Source organism: Gordonia polyisoprenivorans NBRC 16320 = JCM 10675, from assembly GCF_000241325.1.
Lineage (GTDB): Bacteria > Actinomycetota > Actinomycetes > Mycobacteriales > Mycobacteriaceae > Gordonia > Gordonia polyisoprenivorans.
In genome coordinates this window covers 1-21,823 of sequence record NZ_BAEI01000031.1, presented here as the reverse complement: position 1 = coordinate 21,823, position 21,823 = coordinate 1, and the positions used below count along the sequence as shown (strand labels likewise).

19 protein-coding genes are annotated in these 21,823 nt (G+C 67.1%); 9 read left to right on the top strand and 10 right to left on the bottom strand.

The features are described 5' to 3' along the window. Positions 1-14 precede the first annotated feature (14 nt). Positions 15-1,922, top strand: coding sequence for a TerD family protein (locus GOPIP_RS07605; protein WP_244421121.1), 1,908 nt, complete (start codon positions 15-17; stop codon positions 1,920-1,922). A 45-nt stretch (positions 1,923-1,967) separates the two neighbouring features. On the opposite strand, the gene GOPIP_RS07600 is transcribed toward GOPIP_RS07605, so the two are convergent. After that, the gene (locus GOPIP_RS07600) at positions 1,968-2,978 is read right to left on the bottom strand and encodes a LacI family DNA-binding transcriptional regulator (protein ID WP_006369017.1); all 1,011 of its coding nucleotides are present in this window, start codon (positions 2,976-2,978) and stop codon (positions 1,968-1,970) included. Positions 2,979-3,161: 183 nt separating this feature from the next. On the opposite strand from GOPIP_RS07600, the gene GOPIP_RS07595 reads away from it, so the two are divergent. The 5 genes from GOPIP_RS07595 to GOPIP_RS07575 all read left to right on the top strand — a co-directional run bounded on the left by GOPIP_RS07595 (position 3,162) and on the right by GOPIP_RS07575 (position 7,977). Then, positions 3,162-4,160 carry an asparaginase gene (locus GOPIP_RS07595; RefSeq protein WP_006369016.1) on the top strand — a complete coding sequence of 333 codons (999 nt, stop codon included), beginning with the start codon at positions 3,162-3,164 and terminating at the stop codon, positions 4,158-4,160. Between the two features lies 1 nt (position 4,161). Further along, positions 4,162-5,043 carry a polysaccharide deacetylase family protein gene (locus tag GOPIP_RS07590; RefSeq protein WP_006369015.1) on the top strand — a complete coding sequence of 294 codons (882 nt, stop codon included), beginning with the start codon at positions 4,162-4,164 and terminating at the stop codon, positions 5,041-5,043. Between the two features lie 72 nt (positions 5,044-5,115). Then, positions 5,116-6,468: an MFS transporter gene (locus GOPIP_RS07585; protein ID WP_006369014.1), complete on the top strand. Its 1,353-nt coding sequence runs from the start codon at positions 5,116-5,118 to the stop codon at positions 6,466-6,468. Then, on the top strand, positions 6,465-7,229 hold the full coding sequence (locus GOPIP_RS07580; RefSeq protein ID WP_006369013.1) for an SDR family NAD(P)-dependent oxidoreductase: 765 nt from the start codon (positions 6,465-6,467) through the stop codon (positions 7,227-7,229). The genes GOPIP_RS07585 and GOPIP_RS07580 overlap by 4 nt, the downstream gene beginning before the upstream one ends. A 13-nt stretch (positions 7,230-7,242) precedes the next feature. Next, positions 7,243-7,977 (top strand): SDR family NAD(P)-dependent oxidoreductase, encoded by a 735-nt coding sequence (locus tag GOPIP_RS07575; RefSeq protein ID WP_006369012.1) that lies wholly within the window; start codon positions 7,243-7,245, stop codon positions 7,975-7,977. A gap of 289 nt (positions 7,978-8,266) precedes the next feature. Here GOPIP_RS07575 and GOPIP_RS07565 read toward each other — a convergent pair whose 3' ends face one another. Continuing rightward, on the bottom strand, positions 8,267-8,740 hold the full coding sequence (locus tag GOPIP_RS07565; RefSeq protein ID WP_006369010.1) for a hypothetical protein: 474 nt from the start codon (positions 8,738-8,740) through the stop codon (positions 8,267-8,269). Positions 8,741-8,998: 258 nt separating this feature from the next. Further along, a complete protein-coding gene (locus tag GOPIP_RS07560) occupies positions 8,999-9,901 on the bottom strand; it encodes a type IV toxin-antitoxin system AbiEi family antitoxin domain-containing protein (protein ID WP_035727466.1) in 903 nt (300 codons plus the stop codon). Positions 9,902-10,188: 287 nt separating this feature from the next. Between GOPIP_RS07560 and GOPIP_RS07555 the strand changes: the two genes are divergently transcribed. Continuing rightward, complete coding sequence (locus GOPIP_RS07555; protein WP_006369007.1) at positions 10,189-11,919, top strand: DUF3556 domain-containing protein; 1,731 nt, start codon at positions 10,189-10,191, stop codon at positions 11,917-11,919. A 29-nt stretch (positions 11,920-11,948) separates the two neighbouring features. Here GOPIP_RS07555 and GOPIP_RS07550 read toward each other — a convergent pair whose 3' ends face one another. Then, positions 11,949-12,407, bottom strand: coding sequence for a hypothetical protein (locus tag GOPIP_RS07550; protein ID WP_006369006.1), 459 nt, complete (start codon positions 12,405-12,407; stop codon positions 11,949-11,951). A gap of 237 nt (positions 12,408-12,644) precedes the next feature. On the opposite strand from GOPIP_RS07550, the gene GOPIP_RS07545 reads away from it, so the two are divergent. Beyond that, positions 12,645-13,085 (top strand): DUF5994 family protein, encoded by a 441-nt coding sequence (locus tag GOPIP_RS07545; protein ID WP_006369005.1) that lies wholly within the window; start codon positions 12,645-12,647, stop codon positions 13,083-13,085. A 13-nt stretch (positions 13,086-13,098) separates the two neighbouring features. On the opposite strand, the gene GOPIP_RS07540 is transcribed toward GOPIP_RS07545, so the two are convergent. Further along, positions 13,099-13,404: a GlsB/YeaQ/YmgE family stress response membrane protein gene (locus GOPIP_RS07540; RefSeq protein ID WP_006369004.1), complete on the bottom strand. Its 306-nt coding sequence runs from the start codon at positions 13,402-13,404 to the stop codon at positions 13,099-13,101. 125 nt (positions 13,405-13,529) lie between these two features. Between GOPIP_RS07540 and GOPIP_RS07535 the strand changes: the two genes are divergently transcribed. After that, complete coding sequence (locus GOPIP_RS07535) at positions 13,530-14,405, top strand: alpha/beta fold hydrolase (protein WP_006369003.1); 876 nt, start codon at positions 13,530-13,532, stop codon at positions 14,403-14,405. A 14-nt stretch (positions 14,406-14,419) separates the two neighbouring features. Here the strand turns inward: GOPIP_RS07535 and GOPIP_RS07530 are convergent, their stop codons facing one another. From GOPIP_RS07530 to GOPIP_RS07510, 5 genes are read right to left on the bottom strand one after another with little or no spacing between them, the layout of a single operon-like run. Next, complete coding sequence (locus GOPIP_RS07530) at positions 14,420-15,613, bottom strand: VWA domain-containing protein (RefSeq protein WP_006369002.1); 1,194 nt, start codon at positions 15,611-15,613, stop codon at positions 14,420-14,422. After that, positions 15,610-17,895: a DUF5682 family protein gene (locus tag GOPIP_RS07525; RefSeq protein ID WP_006369001.1), complete on the bottom strand. Its 2,286-nt coding sequence runs from the start codon at positions 17,893-17,895 to the stop codon at positions 15,610-15,612. Before GOPIP_RS07525 ends, GOPIP_RS07530 begins: the two co-directional genes overlap by 4 nt. A gap of 4 nt (positions 17,896-17,899) precedes the next feature. Beyond that, positions 17,900-18,991 carry an ATP-binding protein gene (locus tag GOPIP_RS07520; RefSeq protein ID WP_006369000.1) on the bottom strand — a complete coding sequence of 364 codons (1,092 nt, stop codon included), beginning with the start codon at positions 18,989-18,991 and terminating at the stop codon, positions 17,900-17,902. Next, positions 18,988-20,466, bottom strand: coding sequence for a DUF5691 domain-containing protein (locus GOPIP_RS07515; RefSeq protein ID WP_006368999.1), 1,479 nt, complete (start codon positions 20,464-20,466; stop codon positions 18,988-18,990). Before GOPIP_RS07515 ends, GOPIP_RS07520 begins: the two co-directional genes overlap by 4 nt. Further along, positions 20,463-21,794: an SWIM zinc finger family protein gene (locus tag GOPIP_RS07510; RefSeq protein ID WP_006368998.1), complete on the bottom strand. Its 1,332-nt coding sequence runs from the start codon at positions 21,792-21,794 to the stop codon at positions 20,463-20,465. Before GOPIP_RS07510 ends, GOPIP_RS07515 begins: the two co-directional genes overlap by 4 nt. Positions 21,795-21,823: the final 29 nt, after the last annotated feature.

Here is a 21,823-nt window from a genome sequence, read left to right as displayed (position 1 = left end):
TACGATCGATCGCGATGAGTCTGGGCTTTCGGGTTGGTGTACCGGGGATGCGCGTGCGGGTGTCGACCCGGGGCGTCCGTGCGTCGGTGGGTCCCCGCATCGCACGAGTTCATGTGGGCAGCGGGCGTACTCGGGTGTCGACGGGGATGGGACCGTTTTTCGCCTCGACGGCGTTGTCATCCGGGCGCAGCGGATCGCGCCGTCGCACCACCACGACTCGACGCGGCGGCACTCGTTACACCGGCCCCTCGCCGGCACAACTCGCCCGTGCACAGCGGGCCGCCGAACGGGCCCAGCAGCAGGCCGAGCGTGATGCGGCGATCGAGCGTCTCCGCCAACTGCACCACGACACGACCACCGCGCACCTTCAGCAGTTTCCGACAGCGTCTCGTCCGATGTTGCCACCGCCGCCGGCGATCTCCACCGACGTGGTGCGCGCACAGGCAATGACGCTCTACCTCAACGGGATCGGACGATTCGCGCGCAGTGCCCGGGAACGTGCACGCGCCGACGCCGAGCTCGCCGCACGCATGTACTGCGACAGTGAATCACAACGCCTCAATCAGCTTCACGCACAACTGTCCGCCGAGGCCGACCGGTGGTGGCAAGCGTTGTGCGCCAACGAGGAAACCACCGTGTGCGAGGCGGTCAACGCGGCCTTCGCGGACAATCCTGCGGCGGGATGTGCGGTCGGCGTCGATGGGTCTGCGCTGTCGATCATCATGCGTCTGCAGGATCTCGACACACTGCCGACGCAGATGCCGGCCCTCACGCCGGCCGGACGTCCCACTCTCAAGACCATGGCCAAGCGCGACCGGATGCGTTGGTGGATGCACATTCTCGTGTCCAACCTGGCGGCGACGGTGTCCGAGGCATTGGCCACGGCCCCGTCGATCACCGCGGTCAACGCCGCGGTGATCACCCGAATGCCCGACACTGCGCGTCTCGGTCTGATCGCCTACGGGTCGTGGTCGCGGGACGAGGTCGAGCGGGTATCGTGGCGGACCGCCGACGACGCCTGGCGACTTCTCGACATCGGCACCGATGTGCGCTGTGGCATCAAGGCGACCGCGTCCGGCAACATCTCCTCCTCTGTCACCTCGTTGCCGCTGGACGGACTTCCCGGTGTCGCAACGCTTCTCGACAACTGCGAAGTGGACGACGACTCGGTTCTCGGCGACCTGGATGCCGATCTCCAGGGTGGGCAATCGCCGGCCGACCCGGCCGACTCCACCCCGTACACCCTCGCGCCTTTCGGAGAATGGTTGCAGGAGCAACTTGCCCGCCCGCAACCGGATCGCACCAACGCCTCGCCGACCGCCGATCCCCTGCCGCCGACAGGGCCCTCGCCGGCCGGTGGCCGACCAGAACCAGAACCCCACGCGTACACCATGAGTGCCGGCGAGTCCATCGTCCTGCCCGATGCCGCGCACGCGGAGATCCGGGTGGAGTTCACCACCGCGGGTGGCGCGGCCGACCTCGGATTGTTGTTGCTCGACGCCCACGAGCGCGTGGTCGATGACGACGCGTTCATCTTCTACAACCAGCCCTGCAGCGCTGACGGCAGCGTACGGCTGACGGGCAAGAGCCACAACGGTTCCGGTTCTCGGGAAGGCGCTGTGGTGTACCCGGGCGCCCTGGATCCCCGGATCGTCAAGGTTCTGATCTGCGCCACCGCGGACGTCGACACCGGTGAGACCTTCGACAGCATCGCCCCCACAACCCTGTCCGTTGCCGCGAACGAGAACCGCTGGGTATTCACGCCCCGGCAGGAACCCGGTATCCGTGCACTTGTCCTGGGCGAGATCTACTTACGCGGCCGGCCCGCCGGAACCGAGTGGAAGCTGCGAGCGCTCGGCCAGGGGTGGCGCGAAGGGCTTGCCGCGCTGGTTCGTGCCTATGGTGTCAGCGTTGACGAGTAGGCACGCCGCCATGACGACCTCACGACGATCGAACCGATCCATGGCTCACGTACTGCTCCGCACGATCAACTCCGGTTCCAGCAGCACCGACTCCGGCTCCTCACCGGCAAGCACCTGCATCAGCAAACCCACGGCGCGCCTGCCCATCTCGTGCATCGGGGAGCGGATCGTCGTCAGCGGCAATGCCCCGGCCGCAGCCAGTGGGGTGTCGTTGTAGCCCACGAGCGCGACGTCGTCGGGGACGCGTAACCCCGCGTCACGCAGCGCGCCGAGCGCACCCAGTGCGGCAAAGTCGTTGGTGGCGAACAGCGCGTCCGGCACCTCGCCTCGCTCGAGGATCTGTTCGACCGCTCGCCGGCCACCGGCGGGGTCGAATCCCGAGAAGATGACGGCCGACTCGGGAACCTCGATGCCGTTGTCGGACAGCGCTTCCACCGCACCACGCGTGCGGTCTCTGGCCGTCGAGGTGAACTCCAGGCCCGCCACGACGCAGACCTTCTTGCGGCCGGTGTCGGCGAGGTGTTGTCCCACCAGCCGGCCGCCGAGTACGTCGTCGACCGTCGCCGACGGATAGGAGCCCGCGCTCCTCGATACGAGAGTGAACTTGATGCCTTGTGCGTCAACCTCATCGAGGAACTCGTGATCGAGGTGGGCATCACCGTAGATCAGTCCGTCGACCCGACGGTCGATCATCGCCTTGGTACGTGCGCGCTGCGCCTCGAGTCGGTCCAGCGAGTTGGTCACGAACGTCGACAGACCCGCTTCGCCTGCGGCCTCCTCGATCCCCTCATAGATGGTTGCCAGGACGTAGTCCTGCAGACGCGGCACCAACACCCCGATGAGCCCCGAGCGCCGCGTACGCAGGCTCGACGCCTGCGGATTGGGTGAGTAGCCGTTCTCCGTGGCGAAGGTGCGAATCCGTCCTACCGTGTCCGCCGAGGCCCAGCGCAACGCATCTTCACCCGGGGTGTTCAGCACTCGCGAAACCGTCGATGGGCTGACGCCGAGCTCAGTGGCGATCATCCGCAAGGTCAGGGGTCCACGCACCCGCCCCATGGTGCCTCCTCCCTCGACGTCGGTGCCCCACGTTACAAGAGCCGTTACACAAACGTTTGGCGCAATTTACACAAACGATTGCCACAAACGTTTGTGTTGTGGTTTGCTGATCGACATGACCCAGTTCACACCCAGCGCGCCACCGTCTCCGACGTGCGCCGATACGGCGAAGAGGTGGCCCTGATGCCACGGATCGCCCTCATCGGAACCGGTGGGACGATCGCCTCCACTTCGACCGCGACCGGAGTCGTCGCCACCCGAACCGTCACCGAACTTCTCGGGACCACCGGACTCGCCGACGTGGAGGTCGAGTCGATCGATCTCATGACGGTGGGCTCCTACCGAATGACGCCTGCGCACCTACGCCGGATCAGCGACACCGTTGCCCAGCTCTTCGAGCGCACCGAGAATCCCGTCGACGGCATCGTCATCACCCACGGCACCGACACCATGGAGGAGACAGCCTTCCTCCTCGACCTGGTCCACGCCGACGCGCGACCGGTCGTCCTCACCGGCGCACAACGCGCCAGCGATGCGCCGCACGGCGACGGTCCCCGGAATCTGGCCGATGCGGTCGCGGTGGCGGCCGACCCGCATGCCCGTAAGCTCGGCACATTGGTCGTCTTCGCCGGACAGATCCTTCCCGCAGCCGGGACCCGCAAGCTCCGCACCCGCGCCCTCGACGCCTTCGGCTCCACCACGCGTGAGCCGCTGGGCGAGGTCGCCGACGGCAAGGTCGCCATCCGTGAAACGCCCACGCGACCCGCTGCGCTCCCCCGTCCCACCGACGCCTTCGACTCCACCCGCGTCGACATCATCGAGGTGTACCCGGGCGCCGATGCAACCCTGATCAACGCGGCGGTGGCCGCCGGTGCACGCGGAATCGTGCTGGCCGGCACCGGAATCGGCAACGCCAACCCGACGATCGTCGACACCTGCCGCCAACTCGCCGGTGACGGCATCCCGACGATTCTGGCCAGCCGGGTGCCGTTCGGCGAGGTGGCCGCCGTCTACGGGCACGGCGGCGGCACCGACATGGTGGCTGCCGGCGCGATCCTGTCCGGTTCACTGCCGGCCACCCAGGCACGCATCCTGCTCTCGCTGCTGCTGTCCCAATCATCGGACATCACAACCACTCTCACCCACATCATCGACACCTACACACCCACTCTGGAGGATTGACATGGCCAAGGACATCTTTGTCGCATTCGGGATCGACGTCGACGCCGTCGGCGGCTGGCTCGGCTCGTACGGTGGTGAGAACTCCCCGGGTGACATCTCCCGCGGAATCTTCGCCGGCGAGGTCGGGGTCCCGCGACTCAACCAGCTGCTCGAACGCCATCAGCTTCCGGCGACCTGGTTCTGGCCCGGCCACTCCATCGAGACGTTCCCCGAACAGTTCGACGCCGTGGTCGCCGCCGGACACGAGATCGGACTCCACGGTTACAGCCACGAGAATCCGATCGCGATGTCACGCGAGCAGGAGTCGGAGATCCTCGACCACTGCATCGACCTCATCGACACCCGTACCGGCAAGCGCCCCACCGGATATGTCGCACCGTGGTGGGAGTTCAGCAAGGTGACCAACGAACTGCTGATCGAGCGTGGCATCGCCTACGACCACTCCCTCATGCACCGCGATTTCGAGCCGTACTACGTGCGCGTCGGGGACTCGTGGACACCCATCGACTACGACCAGCCCGCCGCCACCTGGATGAAACCCCTGCAGCGCGGCCAGGAGACCGACCTCGTCGAGATCCCGGCCAGCTGGTACCTCGACGACCTGCCTCCGATGATGTTCATCAAGGGCAGCCCCAACAGCCACGGATTCGTCAATCCACGGCACATCGAGGAGATGTGGCGCGATCAGTTCGACTGGGTGTATCGCGAGATGGATTATGCGGTCTTCACTTTCACCATTCATCCCGATGTATCCGGCCGACCGCAGGTGCTGTTGATGCTCGAGCGACTGATCGAACACATCAATGGCCACGACGGGGTCACCTGGACGACCTTCGACGCCATCGCCTCCGACTTCAAGTCCCGCCGGCCGCGCCAGAGCTGACCGGCAAAAGACCCGACGACGTGTCACCCCCTCCCCTCCGCTCTCACACCCTTTGACGAGAAAGACCCTCAGATGCCCACCCAATCCTCCACGCAGCTCGGACTGCGCCGGGTGACCGGCCGAGAAACCCGCCGCGCCTCCGGAATCGCCTTCTTCGCCTGGACAATCGCCGTCTACGACTTCATCCTGTTCGGGACATTGCTCCCGCGAATCGAGGAGTCGTTCGGCTGGACCACCAGCCACGCCCTGCTCGTCTCCACCCTCGTCAGCGTCGGGACCGCGATCGTCGTGCTGCTCGTCGGGCCAATGGTCGACAAGCTGGGACGACGCAAGGGCATGATCATCTCCGTCGCCGGGACTGCCGCGTCGTCGGCCGCCACCGCTGCCACCTTCGGCGCCGGATCGTTGATCGGTGTGCGCTCGATCAGCGGCCTCGGTCTGGCGGAGCAGTCGGTCAACGCCACCTACCTCAACGAACTCTATGAGCTGACCGAGGACGAGAAGATCAAGCGCCGCAAGGGCTTTGTCTACTCGATGGTGCAGACCGGATGGCCCGCGGGTGCGCTTATCGCAGCCGGCTTCGTCGCCATCGTGACATCGATCTTCGGTGCCGACTCGTGGCGCATCGCGTTCCTCCTGGCCACCGTTCCCGCGGTGATCGTTGCCCTGATCTGTCGCTCGCTCAAGGAAAGTCCGCAGTTCGAGGCTCATCAGGCCATCAAGAAGCTGCGGGCGGACGGCCGCGACAAGGAAGCCGCAGCGCTGGCCACGGCCACCGCCACCGTCGAGCAGACCGCCGCGCCGTTCAAACGGATCTTCCAGGGTAAGCACCTGCGCAACACCCTCGTACTCTCGGCGGCGTGGTTGCTCAATTGGTTTGGCATCCAGACGTTCTCCGTCCTCGGCACCACCGTGCTGGAGAAGGGCAAGGACATCGATGCCTCGAGCACCCTGCTCCTCGTCGTCGTCTCCAATCTCGTTGCCGTTGCCGGATATCTGGCCCACGGGTGGGCGGGTGACCGATTCGGGCGCCGCAACACCATCGCGGTCGGCTGGCTGCTCGCCGGTGTGTTCTTCGCGGCCATGCTGCTCGGTCCGTCCGGCCAGCTCTACGTCATGGTGACCTACATGATGGGCCTGTTCTTCCTCCTGGGACCGTACGCGGCCATCATGTTCTTCCAGGCCGAGTGCTTCGACACCGATTGCCGGGCAACAGGTTCTGCGTTCATCGGTGCGATGTCCCAGCCCGGGGCGATCATCTCGGGCTTCATCCTCACCGCCCTGACCGCGGCATCCATCGGCTACTCGACCGCGGCGCTCTGGGTGGGCGCGCTCGGCGCGGTGGCCTCCGGGGTGGTCGTTCTCGGTGCACGCAAGGTGTCGTCGCCGACTCCGGCGGTCGAGAACGCCGAGGTCACGTCATGAGTGAGAATCCCGTCGCGATGATCACCGGCGCGGCGTCCGGCATCGGGGCAGCGACATCGGTCTGCCTCGCCGAACGGGGGGTGCGCGTGGGTATCGGCACCTTCAGCGGCGATCCGCACGACCCCGAGCACACTCTGCGTGCAGTACACGACGCCGGCGGTGAGGGACAGATCGTCGAGGTCGACGTCCGATCGACGGACTCGGTGAATGCGTTCGCCGACAGCCTCGTCGCCGCCTGGGGTCGGCTCGACATCGTGGTGGCCAACGCCGGGATCCTGCGGCAGGCCTCGTTCACGGACCTGCGCGACGAGCAGTGGCACGACCTCCTCGACGTCGACCTGCACGGTGTGATGCGCACGGCACGAGCAGGTTTGCGTCACATGGGTGCCGACGGTTCGGTGACCGCGGTGTCGTCGATCGCCGGCGGTGTATACGGGTGGCAGGATCACGCCCACTACGCCACCGCCAAGGCCGGTGTCCTCGGGTTGATCCGCAGTATCGCCGTCGAATTCGGGCCCCGACAGATTCGGGCCAACGCCGTCATCCCGGGTCTGATCCGCACGCCACAGTCCTCCGACGCGGTCAATTCGCTCGGTCCGGAAGGACTGGATCGAGCGGGCGATTACATCCCCTGGGGCCGAGTCGGGGATCCGCGTGAGGTCGCCGAGGTCATCGGCTTCCTGTCGAGTCCGGCGGCGTCGTACGTGAGCGGTCAGGCGATCGTCGTCGACGGCGCGCTGACCACCGCGATGCGCGACTGAGAGGAGCACGCAGATGTCTGAACTTCTGAAAGGCAAGCGCGCCTTGGTGACCGGCGGCGCGTCGGGTATCGGCCTGGCGATCGGATCGGCATTCGTCGACGCCGGCGCCACCGTCGTGCTGGCCGACCGCAACCCGGTGGTCGCGACCGTTGCATCCGAAATCGGTTCCGAGGGAGTCGTTCTCGATGCGACGTCGGAGTCGGCGATCGTTGGCGTCGTGTCCGACATGGTGGCCCAACTCGGTGGGATCGATATCCTGGTGTGTTCCCATGGGATTCTCACCCAGGCGCCGGCATCCGAGATGACGAGCGCCCAGTGGCGCGAGACGATCGACATCGATCTGACCAGTGTGTTCATGCTCAACCGGGCGGTGTTGCCAACGATGGTGTCGCAAAAGGACGGTCGCATAATCAATGTCGCGTCGCAATTGGCGATCAAAGGTGGAGTGTCACTGGCGCACTATGCCGCCGCCAAAGCGGGCGTCATCGCGATGACCAAGTCCATCGCGCAGGAGGTCGCCGGCGACGGCGTGTTGGTCAATGCGATCGCGCCCGGACCCATCGAGACACCCCTGGTCGACGGTATCGACGACGACTGGAAGCGAGCCAAGCGTGCCGAATTGCCGTTGGGCCGCTTCGGCACACCCGAGGAGGTGGCACCCACCGCGGTTCTGCTCGCGTCGAATCCCGGCGGGAATCTCTACGTCGGGCAGGTCCTGGGTCCCAACTCCGGAGACGTGATGCCCTGATGTGCGGTGGATGTGCCGGGGCGCCGGTGGACTGGGCCGCTCGCTGGGTGAGCGGGCCGCGTCGGCGGGCGGCGGTTGCCCGTCGGCTCGCACCACTGGCTCCCCGGCTGTCCATCAGGGTGATCACTCAGGGGTGGACGGTCGGCACCGCAACGGGAGCCACCCACGTGTGCCGGACCTACGACGACCTCGTCGCCACCGTCGCACTGCACAGCGGCCGCCGCGTTGCTCACCTCGCCCAGGTCGGGTTGGGCCCGGACTGGGACGAGGCGAGAAGGGCCGATTTGCGTCACCAAAGGTCGTAGGAGACGTTCACGTTCGGGTATCCGGTCTCGATGTGCGGGGCGTTGATGAAGTAGTGGCCGCCGCCGGAGGTCCCGGTCATCGCGGTGTTCACGTTGCCCGCCATGTTCTCAATCTCATAGGTGGCGCGCGGCCCGAAGGCGCCGATCCGGTAGTTGACGAAGTTCGTCTCCTCCGGGCTGTTCGGGGCGTTGGAGACCACGATCTCCGAGGCTCCGGGAGCCAGTGTCTGCCGCGGGGCCTGCACCCACTGGCCGGTCCCGGCGGTGGCGCCGTCCAACCATTCGGTCTTGTCGGTGTGGTTGGTGATCGTCATCGCGATCGTGGGCTCACCGGGATGGGTGACCGGGACGGTTCCCGCGCCGGCCAGTCCGGCACCGCCCAGTGCGAGACCGGTGGCGATGCCGATGCCGGCGATTCCGGCGAGTGCGCGGTTCTTCATGCTCTTCGAGATGTTCATGATGTTCCTCCTGTTCCGCGGGTCCTGGCCGGGAGTGGTCGGGGCTGGCGAAGTCGTTCGTTCTGACATCACTGACTTTGCCCGCCGCGCACCCGTTCCGAACCCCGCCGACCGGCGGATCCACCGGTGGATTCGTGCCTCCCCCGATCGGGGGAGGCACAGCTACGAATACAACTTCCACCGATGTGGCCCGAAACCCCCGATTTTCGGGGTCGGTGGCGCGCTCACGTGGAATCTGTATTCGTATCGCGGCATGTGTCAGGCCGACCAGTCCTCGACAAGCGACCGGTCGTAGTCGGCGGCCGCCGCGGGAGCGCGCAGATGGTCACCGCGTCTGAGGATCGCCGTGAGGGTTTCTGCGACTTCGTCCCACGCGAACATCACGCGCTTGTAGGAGAACCGCAGCGGCAGGTAACCCAGCCGGTGCGCCATCTCGTCGCGGATACGGTCGGCTTCACGCTGTTCCGGTGAGAGGTCGTGGAATTCGATGCTGTCGAGTTCGATGATCAGTCGCCTGCCGACGACGAGATCGACCCGTCCGATTGCCTGAATGGTCACCTGCACCGCTACCGACAACCCCATCGCCAGGAGCCTCAGTCTCATGATGGATTCGGTCCCCGACTCGGCTCGATCGTCGCAGCGTTCCAGCAGTTTCCGCACTCGTTCGGGAGCGGCGGCGAACACCTCCCGCAGATCGCACATCTCTGCGAGACCTCGGTGAAGGATCGAGTCGCACACCGCGATGATCCCTTCGGCGTCCAGACACTTGATGGCATGGGCGAGAGCGGTGAGGACGTCGTCGACAGGGTAGATCTCCGGGAGCGGACGGCCGTAGCGGCGGCAGAAGCGTGCCGCCCGACCATTGCGATGCCCGGACTCCCGCGACCGCACGTGAACCCGTTTCCCGTGCGGCGGCACCCACACGTCGTGCAGGTCGAGCGCCGTCACACAACTGCACACCCCGTTGGCGGCAACAGCCTCCACCACGCGGCTATCGGCGTACGGGGTCGCGTACCACCCGCGGCGAAGAGGGCGCAGATCTCCGCTTTTGGCCATTCGGGTCACCTGTGATTGGCCCATTCCGCGTCGAGTGAGTTCGGCGAACGAGAAGACGCCGAACCAGCGGTCATCGGCGGCTGAGGTGAGATCGGCGGGACTCATGACCCGAGAGTGTGCCGTGCGATTGCCCCGATTTCGGGCCTCGATCGCGCTCGGCGGCGGATCTGTGGACAACTGCGGCTCCCGACAGCCCGGGTGTGAATACAACTTCCACCTGAGCGGACCACCGACCCCGATTTTCGGCCATTATCGCGCGATTCGGTGGAAGTTATATTCGTACCCCCGCGTGCCCGGGCTCCCGAGTCCCTGGACACCCCGTTCACCCACCAAGCGCTCGCTTGGTTTGTTAGGTTCGGTCACGGCACAGTGATCGAGGAGCGCGAACACGTATGGGATTTCTCCAGCAGAACACCCCCGACATCGACTTTCCCACCTGGAGCCAGGGCAGCCGCGCCGAGAAGATCAAGCCGATGGCGCGGCACTGGGCCGAGGTCGGTTTCGGTACGCCGGTGGCGTTGCACCTGTTCTACGTGGGCAAGATCCTCGCCTACATCGTCATCGGCTGGGCGATTGTGGTGGCCACCCCCGGTATCCACGGCATCCTCGATGTCGCCTCCTGGTACAACGAACCGATCGTCTTCCAGAAGGTCGTGCTCTACACGATGTTGTTCGAGGTCGTCGGATTGGGTTGCGGCTTCGGCCCTCTCAACAACCGATTCTTCCCGCCGATGGGATCGATCCTCTACTGGTTGCGCCTCAAGACCATTCGCCAACCACCCTGGCCCCAGGTCCCACTCTCCGCCGGAGACACCCGCGGCCCCTTCGACATCACCCTCTATGCGGCACTCCTGGTGATGATCGTGGTGGCACTCGCGAGCTCGGGGTCACGCTCGACCGGCGACCTGCACTCCGACGTCGGGGTCCTGCCGATCTGGCAGATCGCGACGATCATCGCACTCCTCGCAGTCCTGGGCCTGCGCGACAAGACGGTCTTCCTCGCCGCCCGCGGCGAGGTGTACGGCGCGTTCTGCGTGACGTTCCTGTTCGTCGGCACCGACATGATCCTCGGCGCCAAGCTCGTCTTCCTCGTCATCTGGGTCGGCGCGGCGACGAGCAAACTCAACAAGCACTTCCCGTTCGTGATCGCCACGATGATGTCGAACAACCCGATCTGGCGGTCACCGACCATCAAACGTACGTTCTTCGAACACTTTCCGGACGACCTGCGTCCCGGACGGCGCTCCCGCTGGATCGCGCACATCTCCACCGCCGTGGAGGGCTTGGTGCCGCTGGTGCTGTTCTTCTCCGGCGGCGGATGGCTCACCGCGGTGGCCGCGGCCGTCATGCTCATCTTCCACTTCGGCATCCTCTCGTCGATCCCGATGGGCGTGCCACTGGAGTGGAACGTCTTCATGATGTTCGGAATCGTCGCCATCTTCGTCGGCCATCCCGGCATCGGTCTCGCCGACCTTCACTCCCCCTGGCCGATCGTGCTGTTCTGCGTGTCGGCGGGCACGGTCATCCTGGGAAACCTGTTCCCGCGCAAGGTGTCGTTCCTACCCGGGATGCGTTACTACGCAGGCAACTGGGACACCTCGCTGTGGTGCATCAAGCCGTCGGCGTCGGCGAAGATCGAGAGCGGCATCGTCGCCATCGCATCCATGCCCACCGCGCAACTCGAGCGGTTCTACGGCAGTCCGGAGGCCGCTCAAATCCCGCTGTACATGGGATATGCGTTCCGTGCGTTCAACAGTCACGGCAGGGCGCTGTTCACCCTCGCCCACCGGGCCATGGCCCCGCACGACGAGACCGGCTACGTTCTCACCGATGGTGAACGCATCTGCAGCACCGCGATGGGCTGGAACTTCGGCGACGGTCACCTGTCCAACGAGCAGCTCATCGAATCCCTGCAACGCCGTTGCCATTTCGAGCCGGGCGAGGTCCGCATCGTCCTCCTCGACGCCCAGCCCATCCAGCATCAGACCCAGCAGTACCGGCTCGTCGACGCCGCCACCGGCGAATTCGAACGCGGCCACGTCAACGTCGCCGACCTCGTCACCCGCCAACCCTGGGACGACGACGTGCCGGTCACCACGACCTGGCTGGCCGACAGCCCTTAGCCATCACCTGCGGATGACCGACGACGCGTTCATCCCCGATACACGGTGTCGATCGTCAGCCGCTGCCCGCCGAGGTGAGGGGCACGCGGGCTGACGGTCACGTCGTACACGCCTGGTGCACCCGGTGAGACGATGTCGGCGCCGGGCAGGCCGATGAATCCCGGTCCCGAGAAGTGACGGGTGAAGGTCGCGGTGTGCCCGTCGGCGCGGCTGGTGAAGACGAAATCGATGTCGAGAGAACAGGACCCGACGCCGTAGAGGGTGCCGCTGGCGACGAGGTCGGCTTCGTTGGGGTAGTGGCTGACACCTGCGGTGAGGGTTCCCGCGCACGTTCCGGTGCTCGCCAGTGTGTACAGGGTGGTGCTGGTGTTGCCGTCGTCGGCAGCGGCAACGCCGGTTCCGAGAGCCGTGGCAACGGCCGCGGTCGCGGCGATCGCTGCCCAGCGCGCGACCGTGCCCCGCGAAGTCGGTGATGGAGTCGATGGCATGGAGCTCTCCTTCTCCCCGACTCGTGACTGTGACGGGAATGTCGTTTCAGCCACCCGGATCGTTACCACTGCGAACATTCTGGCCGTGGGACCTCACCCACACCGCTACGGTCCCCGGCACCCCACACCCGGTGGCGTATAGTCCCAGGTAACTGATTCGCACTCATACCCAACGTGGACGCGTGGTCGTGTGTTGGTCATACGATGCGGGAAGACCGCAAGTCAGGAATGTGCGCAGTGAATGCAACCCCCGGCCGTCCCTCGGTGACCCTCGGACCGACGCGAGTCCGCTTGTGCAGCGACCCGAAAGCCTCGGTGGCCGGGGCCTGGTATCCCTACACCGTTCAGATCGCCGACGAGTTGAGCCGGTTGTCGACGGCGGTGGCGCCGGTCCTCGGTGAGATCACGGCAATCGAGGTCAACTGGCAGAGCTTCCGCCGGTATCCCGGCCTCGATTCCGCGGATGCGCCTGCGGTCCCGCCGCTGATGACGCTGACGACACCCACGACGACGGCGTCGCTACTGGTGATCCCGTCGCGCACCGGGTCGGCGCTGGCCGCGCTGCTCCTGCGTCTGGCCGGTCAGACCGAGATCACCGACGGTCGCATCCATTCGCTGGATGCCCGTCGCGCTCAGCAGATCCTGGCGCGGGCCGGGCAGTATCTCGCAACCGCCTGACCCGCACCCACACTCAGGTTCGGGAGCGCTGCACCAGCCCGAGGATCCACAGCAGGATCACTGATCCGAGGATCGCGGTGAACAGCGTGAACCACCAGCCACCCGACGCGGTGTCGACGAAGAAGCTCAACAGGAAGCCGCCGATCAGCGCGCCGACGATGCCGATCACGATGTTGAGCAGCAGGCCCGAGCCGCCGCCCTTCATGATCTTCCCGGCGATCCAGCCGGCGAGGGCGCCGATGATGATGTAGCCGATCCAGCCGACGCTTGTGGTGGTCGACGATCGGGCGAGAATCTCGGTTGCCGCGAGTGTGGTCATCGTGAACTCCTCTGGTTGGCTCCGTTGCCTCTGAGGGCGACGGTAGTCCACACGGGGCGTCGTCGTGGCCGATCGCCGTGGGCCCAAAGCTCGGCACCAGGCCGTCACCGTCGTAACCTCGGGCGATGACCTCCGAGTTCGCCCTGCTTGCCGAGATCGCCGACGAGATCGGCCGCACCGAACCGCTGCCGCAGGTCACCCGCGTCGACGCCGACGTCGCCGGGCAGCGGATCAGCGCGCTCGCGTGGACGCCCGCGTCACCACGGGTGGTGTTGCTGCACGGCGGCGGGCAGAACGCCCACACCTGGGACACGATGATGCTGCATCTCGACGTGCCCGCGCTCGCCGTCGACCTGCCCGGACACGGGCATTCGTCGTGGCGCGACGACCACGACTACCGCCCGCACGTCAGTGCCGACACCCTCCTCCCGGTCCTGCGTGAACTCGCCCCCGATGCCGACCTCGTCGTCGGGATGTCGCTCGGCGGTTTGACGACGCTGCGGATCGCCGCGATCGCTCCCGACTCGGTGCCGCGCGCCACCCTGGTCGACGTCACACCCGAATCACCACGTCGCGCTGCCGATCTCACTGCCGCGGCGCGCGGCACGGTCGCGTTGATCGAAGGGCCGCAGGAGTTTTCGACACTCGAGGAGATCGTCGACCTCACCGCCGCCGCATCCCCGAATCGCTCCCGCGCATCGGTCCGTCGGGGCGTCATCCACAACACACGCCAACGCGACGACGGTGCGTGGGTGTGGCGTTACGACCGGATTCGCGAGGCACCCGATCCGGCACCGATGTGGGACGACCTCGCTGCGGTGCAGGCGCCACTGACCCTCGTCGAGGGCGGTCGCTCACCGTTCACCACCGACGACGACATCGCCCGCCTCCGTCGGGTCCGGCCGTCCGCCCAGGTGATCACCGTCGCCGATGCGGGCCACTCGGTGCAGAGCGACGCGCCGGACCAGTTGGCGGAAATCATTCGCCGACAACTCGATTGAGCCTCCCGGCCACGCTACTCCTCGTCACTCATTCCCCGACGTGACAGTTCGTTGGCGTCGGCCCATCCGACGATGTCGCCGCGATTGATGGCGACGGCGAGCAGGTCGGGGAAGGCATCGGGGGTGCAGGCAAAGGCCGGGATGCCCATGGCCGCGAGCGCTCCGGCGATCTCGCGGTCGAAAGCCGGTGCGCCCTCGTCGGACAATGCGAGCAGCACCACCACCTGCACGCCCGCGGCCTGCATGTGGGCGACCCGCTTGAGCATCTCGTCGCGCACGCCTCCCTCGTAGAGGTCGGAGATGAGCACGAAGATGCTGTCGTTGGGCCGGGTGATCAGGTCCTGGCAGTAGGCGATGGCGCGGTTGATGTCGGTGCCACCGCCGAGTGCGGTTCCGAACAGCACGTCCACCGGGTCGTCGAGGTGGTCGGTCAGGTCGACGACCTCGGTGTCGAAGACCACCAGCGAGGTCCGCACCGACCGCATGGTCGCGATCACCGCACCGAAGATCGACGCGTACACAATGGATCTCGCCATCGACCCGGACTGGTCGATCGCGAGGATGATGTCCTTGCTCACCACCTGGGCGCGTCGCCCGTGCCCGACGAGGCGTTCGGGAACGATGGTCTTCTGCTCGGGCAGATAGTTGTGCAGGTTACGCGCGATCGTGGCGTTCCAGTCGATGTCACGCAGTTTCGGGCGGTGCACGCGGCTGGCACGGTCCACCGCGGCACCGACGGCGCTGCGTGTGCGTTCGGCGATCCGCTTCTCGACCTCGTCGACAACCTTGCGTACCAACGCCCGCGCGGAAGCCTTGGAGCTTTCGGGGATCGCGCGGCCGAGACCGATCAAGGTGGTGACCATGTCGATGTCGGGCTCGACGCTGTCGATCAGTTCCGGTTCGGTGAGCAACGCATGCAGGTTCAGCCGGGTCACGGCATCGTGTTGCATCACCTGAACGACGGTGGACGGAAAGTACTTTCGGATGTCCCCGAGCCACCGCGCGACCGACGGCGCTGATGCCCCGAGTCCGCCGCGTCTGTTGGTGGAGTCCGCGTCATAGAGTGCGGCGAGTGCGCCGTCCATCTCGAGGTCGGCGCCGCCGAGTCCGGCGAACTGTTCCGCGGCGGGGTCACCGAGGACGAGTCGCCATCGCCGGTCACGCTGATTCGCGCCGTCTTCTGCAGGGGCGGTGGGTTGTTCGGTCATGGCAACCCCAGGAGTGCGGCGATCGTGGCCACCGCGGGCGCGGCGAGTTCGGGGTCGAAGGTGGTGGCGTCGGCATTCTGGCTGGAACTGCCCTGATCGAGCGAGGCGACACGGTTGCCGATGTTGCGTCGCACCGATCGGTCGAACAGGCCGAAGGTTCTGCGCAGCAACGGGAGAACGTCGGTGAAGTCTTGTTCGGTCAGCCCGGTGAGCCAGCCGTCGAGGACGGCGAGCAATTCCCGGTCGTGTACCAGCAACAGTCCACCGTCACCCAGGAAGCCTTCGATCCATTGGGCTTTCGCGGTCGGCGTGGCGCCGCTCGAGAGGGCGAACCGTACCCGGGCCGCGGCGTCGGCGGTGTCGATGTGGTCGCCGTCGAGCAGTAGCCGAGTCGCCCGGCCCACGAGAAGCCCGTTGACGTCGGTGCGGTCGGCGATGATCCGCACCGCTGCGGTCCACCGGGTGCGGTCCTCGTCGGAGAGCAGCGCGACGGTCTCGTGGACAGCGTCGACGTGCTCCTTGAGGGAGCGGGCCGCGTCGTCGTTGAGGTTGGAGACGGCGCCGGGGATGCCGATGCAGATCCGCAGCAGCAACGACGACGCGACGTCGCCGAGTGCACCGGTGTCGGTGCCGCGGACATCGCCGTAGCGCCGGGCCCGTCCCAGCGCCGGCAGCGCGGACATCAGTTGCGCCACATCGTGGTCGACGGCGACCCGGTCGGCCAGTGCGGAGAGCACCGCGGGCACTGCGTCGACGAGCTCGGCGGGCAGCGCCGCCTCGAGGGCAGCGGTGACATCACCCAGGGACTCGCCGCGGCCGGCCTGGTCGACGATCTTTGCGGTTGCCGCGGCGCGCACCGTGGTTCCCCAGACCGATGCCATCACCACGTCGATAACGAACTCGGGTCGCCACGCCAGGGTCCATCCCTCTTTGAACGTGCCGGTCCCGCGCACCTCTGCGGGTGTTCCCCACGGGACGCCGAGGATCGCGAGGCGATGCAGCAGCAGCGATTTCGCCTTGTCGGCTGGCTTACGAAGATCGACGACGAGTTCCCGGGCGACCGGGTCCATTTTCAGCCGAGCCGATTTCGCGGCGGCGGTCACGTCGGCCTGCAGGGGGACGACGGGCGCGTCGTCGGGGACGCCGCCGAGTCGCTCCCCGATCACCGCTTCGCGGTACATGAGGTCGGCGAGGCCCGAATCACCCTGACACATCACCGATAGCGTGGCCTCGTTGATCTCGGCGAGCCCTGGCAGCGGCCGATGGCGCATCAGTGCGAGCGCGTTGGCGAGGCGTGCGGTCTCGATGATGTGCGCCGACGACACATCGATGTCCTTGTCCCGCAGCAGGTTGGCTTGATGGATGAGCCAGCGCACCACGACGTCGTCGGTGGTGGCGAACAGATGGTGGTACCAGCCCGGCGAGATGACACCGGCGGCGTAACCGGATGCGCTGGCGAGGCGGGAGTGAGTCCACGGCACCCACGCCACCCGGCTGCGGACCTTGGGCATGCCCTTGAGCAGTCGGGTATCGGCGACGGCGGGTGGCAGTTTCCCGGACACCGCCGGGACATGCCATGCCCCACAGACGATCACCACACGCTCCGCGCCGGGCGCCTTGAGTGTCTTCCGGAGCACCTGCCGCATGTGGGCCTCGCGGCGTGCCTCATGCAGGCGTTCGGGATTCGGCTCGTCGGGCTCGACGGGTGTCTCGTCGTCGCGCAGTGCGGTCATGGCGTCGGCGATCGCCTCGAATCCGCCGGTTTCGCCACGGGTTTCGACGACGTCGTCCCACCAGCGTTCGGGATCGCTATAGCCGGCCACGGCGGCGAGCCGCCCAATCGGATCAGCGGCGAGCCGCCCGATCGGGTCGGCGCGAGTGGGGTCGAACTCCTGGTCCCGCTCGACTGGTCCGGCGTGATGGGCCAAGACGAGAGAAGTCGGCAGGTCGCAGAATTCGACGGGCACGTCTGCCCGGGTGGCCCACCGCATCGCCTGCCATTCCGGGGAGAACTCGGCGAACGGCCAGAACGCGGCGCGGGACGGGTCGTCGGCGGCGTAGCCGAGGAGCGCGACCGGCGGTGTCATTCCGGGATCGACGATGGCGGGGATCAGGTCCGACGCGTCGGCCGGGCCCTCGATGAGCACGGCGTCGGGCCGGATGCGGTCGAGTTCACCGAGAACCGCTCGCGCCGAGCCGGGTCCGTGATGGCGGATGCCGAGCACGTAGGTACCCGGAGCCACGACGGGCGCGCTGAGGTCCTCGACGGTGGTGGGTGGCATGTGCTCAGCTCAGTGCCGATCGGGCGGCGCGGTAGAAGTCGGCCCAGTCGTCGCGTTCGCGCACAACGCTTTCCAGGTATTCGGTCCAGACGACGGCGTCGGCGGACGGGTCCTTGATGACCGCGCCCTGGATTCCGGCAGCGACGTCGGCGGGGCGCAGCACACCGTCGCCGAAGTGCGCCGACATGGCGATGCCGTGGGTGATCACCGAGATGGCCTCCGCGGTCGAGAGGGTGCCGCTGGGTGTTTTGACCTTGGCGCGGCCGTCTTCGGTGACCCCGGACCGCAGTTCGCGGAAGACGGTCACCACGCGGCGGATCTCGTCGGCGGCGGTGGGCAGATCGGGTAGGTCCAGTGTTTTGCCCAGTGCGGCAACGCGTTGGGTGACGATCGAGACTTCTTCGTCGGCGCTGGCGGGCAGCGGCAGCACGACCGTGTTGAAGCGGCGGCGTAGCGCCGAAGAGAGGTCGTTGACGCCGCGGTCGCGGTCGTTGGCGGTGGCGATGACGCTGAATCCCTTGGTGGCTTGCACTTCCACGCCGAGTTCGGGGATCGGGAGCGTCTTCTCCGACAAGATGGTGATGAGTGCGTCCTGCACGTCAGAGGGGATGCGGGTGAGTTCCTCGAGGCGCGCGATCTTGCCCTGCTGCATGGCGATCATGATCGGTGAGGGCACCAGCGCCTCGGTCGACGGTCCTTCGGCGATGAGCCGGGCGTAGTTCCAGCCGTAGCGGATTGCTTCCTCCGGAGTGCCTGCGGTGCCTTGCACAAGCAGCGTGGAGGTCCCACTGATGGCCGCGGAGAGATGTTCGGACACCCAGGTTTTGGCGGTGCCCGGCACACCGAGGAGCAGCAGGGCGCGGTCGGTGGCCAGGGTTGCCACCGCCACCTCCATGATGCGGCGTGGGCCGATGTACTTCGGGGTGATGACGGTGCCGTCGTCGAGGGTGCCGCCGAGCAGGTAGGTGACGACCGCCGACGGCGACAGCAGCCAGCTGGCCGGTCGGGCGGCGGTATCGGTGCGGGCCAACGCTTCCAGCTCCGCGGCGTAGAGCTGCTCGGCGTGGGGGCGGAGGAGTTCGTTGTCGGTGGTCACTCAAGCTCCCTGTCTAGAACGGATCGGATGCGTAACGCCTCGGCGAGCGTGGCAAGTTGGGTGGTGACGACCGGATACGTCTCCCGCGCGGCGTCGACCGTCGCCCGCCAGGTATCGGTGGCGGGGAGTCCGGTTGCCATCATGTCGAACCAGGTGGCGGTGCCGCGCGGAATGAACTTCTGGCTCGCCACCATCTTGAGGACAGCGGTGAATGCGCTGCGCGCCAGCGCTTCCGGCCACGGCGACGGCAGAGCACCGAGTGCGACGAGTTGCCGCTCCGCCGTCAGCGTCGTGAACGTGTCGATAACGACCTGCCGATCGGCGATCGACACCACCATCGACAAAGCTTCGCGTTGCGCGAGAAGCGCGGTGGCCCAATGGGAGTCGGAGAATGCGATGGCTGCCGTGCACAGTCCGCGGATCAGCGCGATCTCGTCGGCGTCGATCGCGGCGACGATCTCGTCGGGTGACAACTCGAAGTACTCCTCCCACGATCGCGGCGGGATTCTCGAGATCAGTTGCGTCAGGACATGTCTGCCGATTCCGATACCGCGGGGCGCGGTCAAGGAGATCCCGTCGCGGGCCAGCGCGGGATCGGGTGCGGTGGGCAGGGTGACGCGCACGATGTGGCGGCGAACGAGCCCTCGTCGTTGCGTGCCGAGTTCGAGGAGGGCACTCGCCGCGGCGATCAGGCGTTGTCGGTGCGCCGACCCGTCGAGGTGGTCGAGGATCTCCGCGGCACTGGCACGCACCTTGGCACGACGATCGTCAAGCGCGCGTTCGAGGAAGTCCTCGTCGGCTGCCGACAACCGACGAGAGAGGATGGGCAGCAACAGTTCCCGGTCCGGTCCGCTCTCCGTCGCCCAGCCGGACGCGAGGAGTTCGCGGGCGGCGTCGGGTTCACGTTCGCGCAGTGCCGTGAGATACGCCGCACGGTCGGCGAGCTCGCCGTGAGTCCAGTCCGAGTCGTCGAGATCTTCTGTGGCGGTGAGGGTTGCGGCGTCGTCGAACACCGCTTTCAGCTCGGGCGCGTGACGGGCGAGCCACCGGCCGCGGGGGCCGACGATCACGGTGATCGCTGCGCGGACGTCAGCGGATCGTGCGGTGCGTCGCAGCAAGTCGGGCAGCATCGACGGCGGCGGGCGCAGACCCGACGCCGCGAGCCGGTGCAGGCACCACTGCGCCATCCCTGACGACAGGGTGAGCGCACGCTCGGCGTACGCGGCGGCCAGTGGTGACATCGGAGGTCGCGGATCGTCGGATGCCTCGGGAATGGCTGTGGCGCTGGTGGTTTCGCATCCGGTCGCGGTGTGCGCTGCAGCGGTCAATGCGGCCATCTGCAGGCTGAACACCGCCGGGTCGGCGATCTCGGTGGTGAGGTGTGCACTGATGAGCGGGTCCGCGCCGTCGACGCCGATCGGTCGGGTGCGTACGCCCACCAGCGCCGCCGACACCACGTCGTCCCAGGTGCTCACAGTCCGATCACCGTGCCATCCACCAGCACCGACGCCACGTCGAGTCCCTGCGGGCCGAGGTCACCGAACACGGCGACGTGCGCGCCGCCGGTGAGCGCGAGCATCAGTGGCCACCGATCGGCGAGGCCGCTGAGCGGGACCGCGGTGGCGTCGGCATCGACGAGCGCGGGCGTCGCGTCGTCGGCGCGGCCGAGCCGTCCGGAGACGAGGACCGGCCAGGTCTGTGCCCACGGGTCGTCGGCGATCGCGCGGGCGCGGACGTGTCGGGCGGCGGTGAGGGTCATCGGTTCCAGTGTGCCGACGGGGTCGGCGGCGGGTGCATCCGATGGTGGTGTGGTGTCGTCGTACACGCACCGAAGGCGTGGTGTGCCCGGGTAGAAGTGCATGGTGGTGGCGATCGCCTCGCCGGTGACCGGTCGCAGTGGCAGGGTCGCGCCGGTGGGCGCGTAGTCGAGCACCATCCCGTAGCGGCGCGCGGTGGCACCCCACAGCCAGGTGCGTCGGCTCAGCAGGCCGTCCTCGTCGGTGTCGCGGCGGCCGACGCACAGCCAGGTGTCGGCGATCCCGTCCGTGGCGAGCACGTCGGCTTTGGCTGTCGGATAGCCCACGTGTCGGCGGATGGTGGCCGCGAGGTCGTCGGGGAGTTCGTCGAGGCGTTGGTGGGCGACGCTCAACGACCACAGGCGGCCCAGCTCTTCGAGGAGGCGGGCGGGCCAGTCGACCGCGGCGGAATCAACGCCGGAGAACAGCGCGGGCAGGCGTCGGACGCGGGTTGCCAGTCCGGGCGCCTGGGCGTCGACGAGCCGTGCCGCGACGGCGTCGAATCGTCGGTAGGCGTCGATCTCCGCGCCGGCGAGGCCGTTGCCGACCTGATCGGTCAGCCACAGCTGTAGTTCGTCGATACCGGAGCGAACCCTTTCGACGCGCTGCGCGGCGGTCTTGGCGGCGCGGTCGGGATCTTTCGGCGCGGACGGTTCGGCGGATTTCTTGGTGGCACGGTCGGCGCGTCCGGCCTGCCATGCCGCGGCGAAGTCGGCGGGTTCGGCGGCGTCGGGGACCTCGTTCTGCGACCACAGCAACAGCAGGCCGAGTGCGTGTTTACACGGGAATTTGCGTGACGGACAGGAGCATTTGTAGGCGGGCGCGCCGATGTCGACGATCGTTTGGTACGGCGTCTTTCCGCTGCCCTTGCACAGGCCCCAGACGAGGGTGTCGGTGGCGCCGGTGCCCGTCCACGGGGTGGGGGTGGCGAGTTTCTGGCCAGCCTTGACCGACGACGCGTCGGGTGCGAGCGCCAACACCTGATCCGCCGACCATCGCCCACCCATGGCAGACAATCAACCACAGTTCACTGACG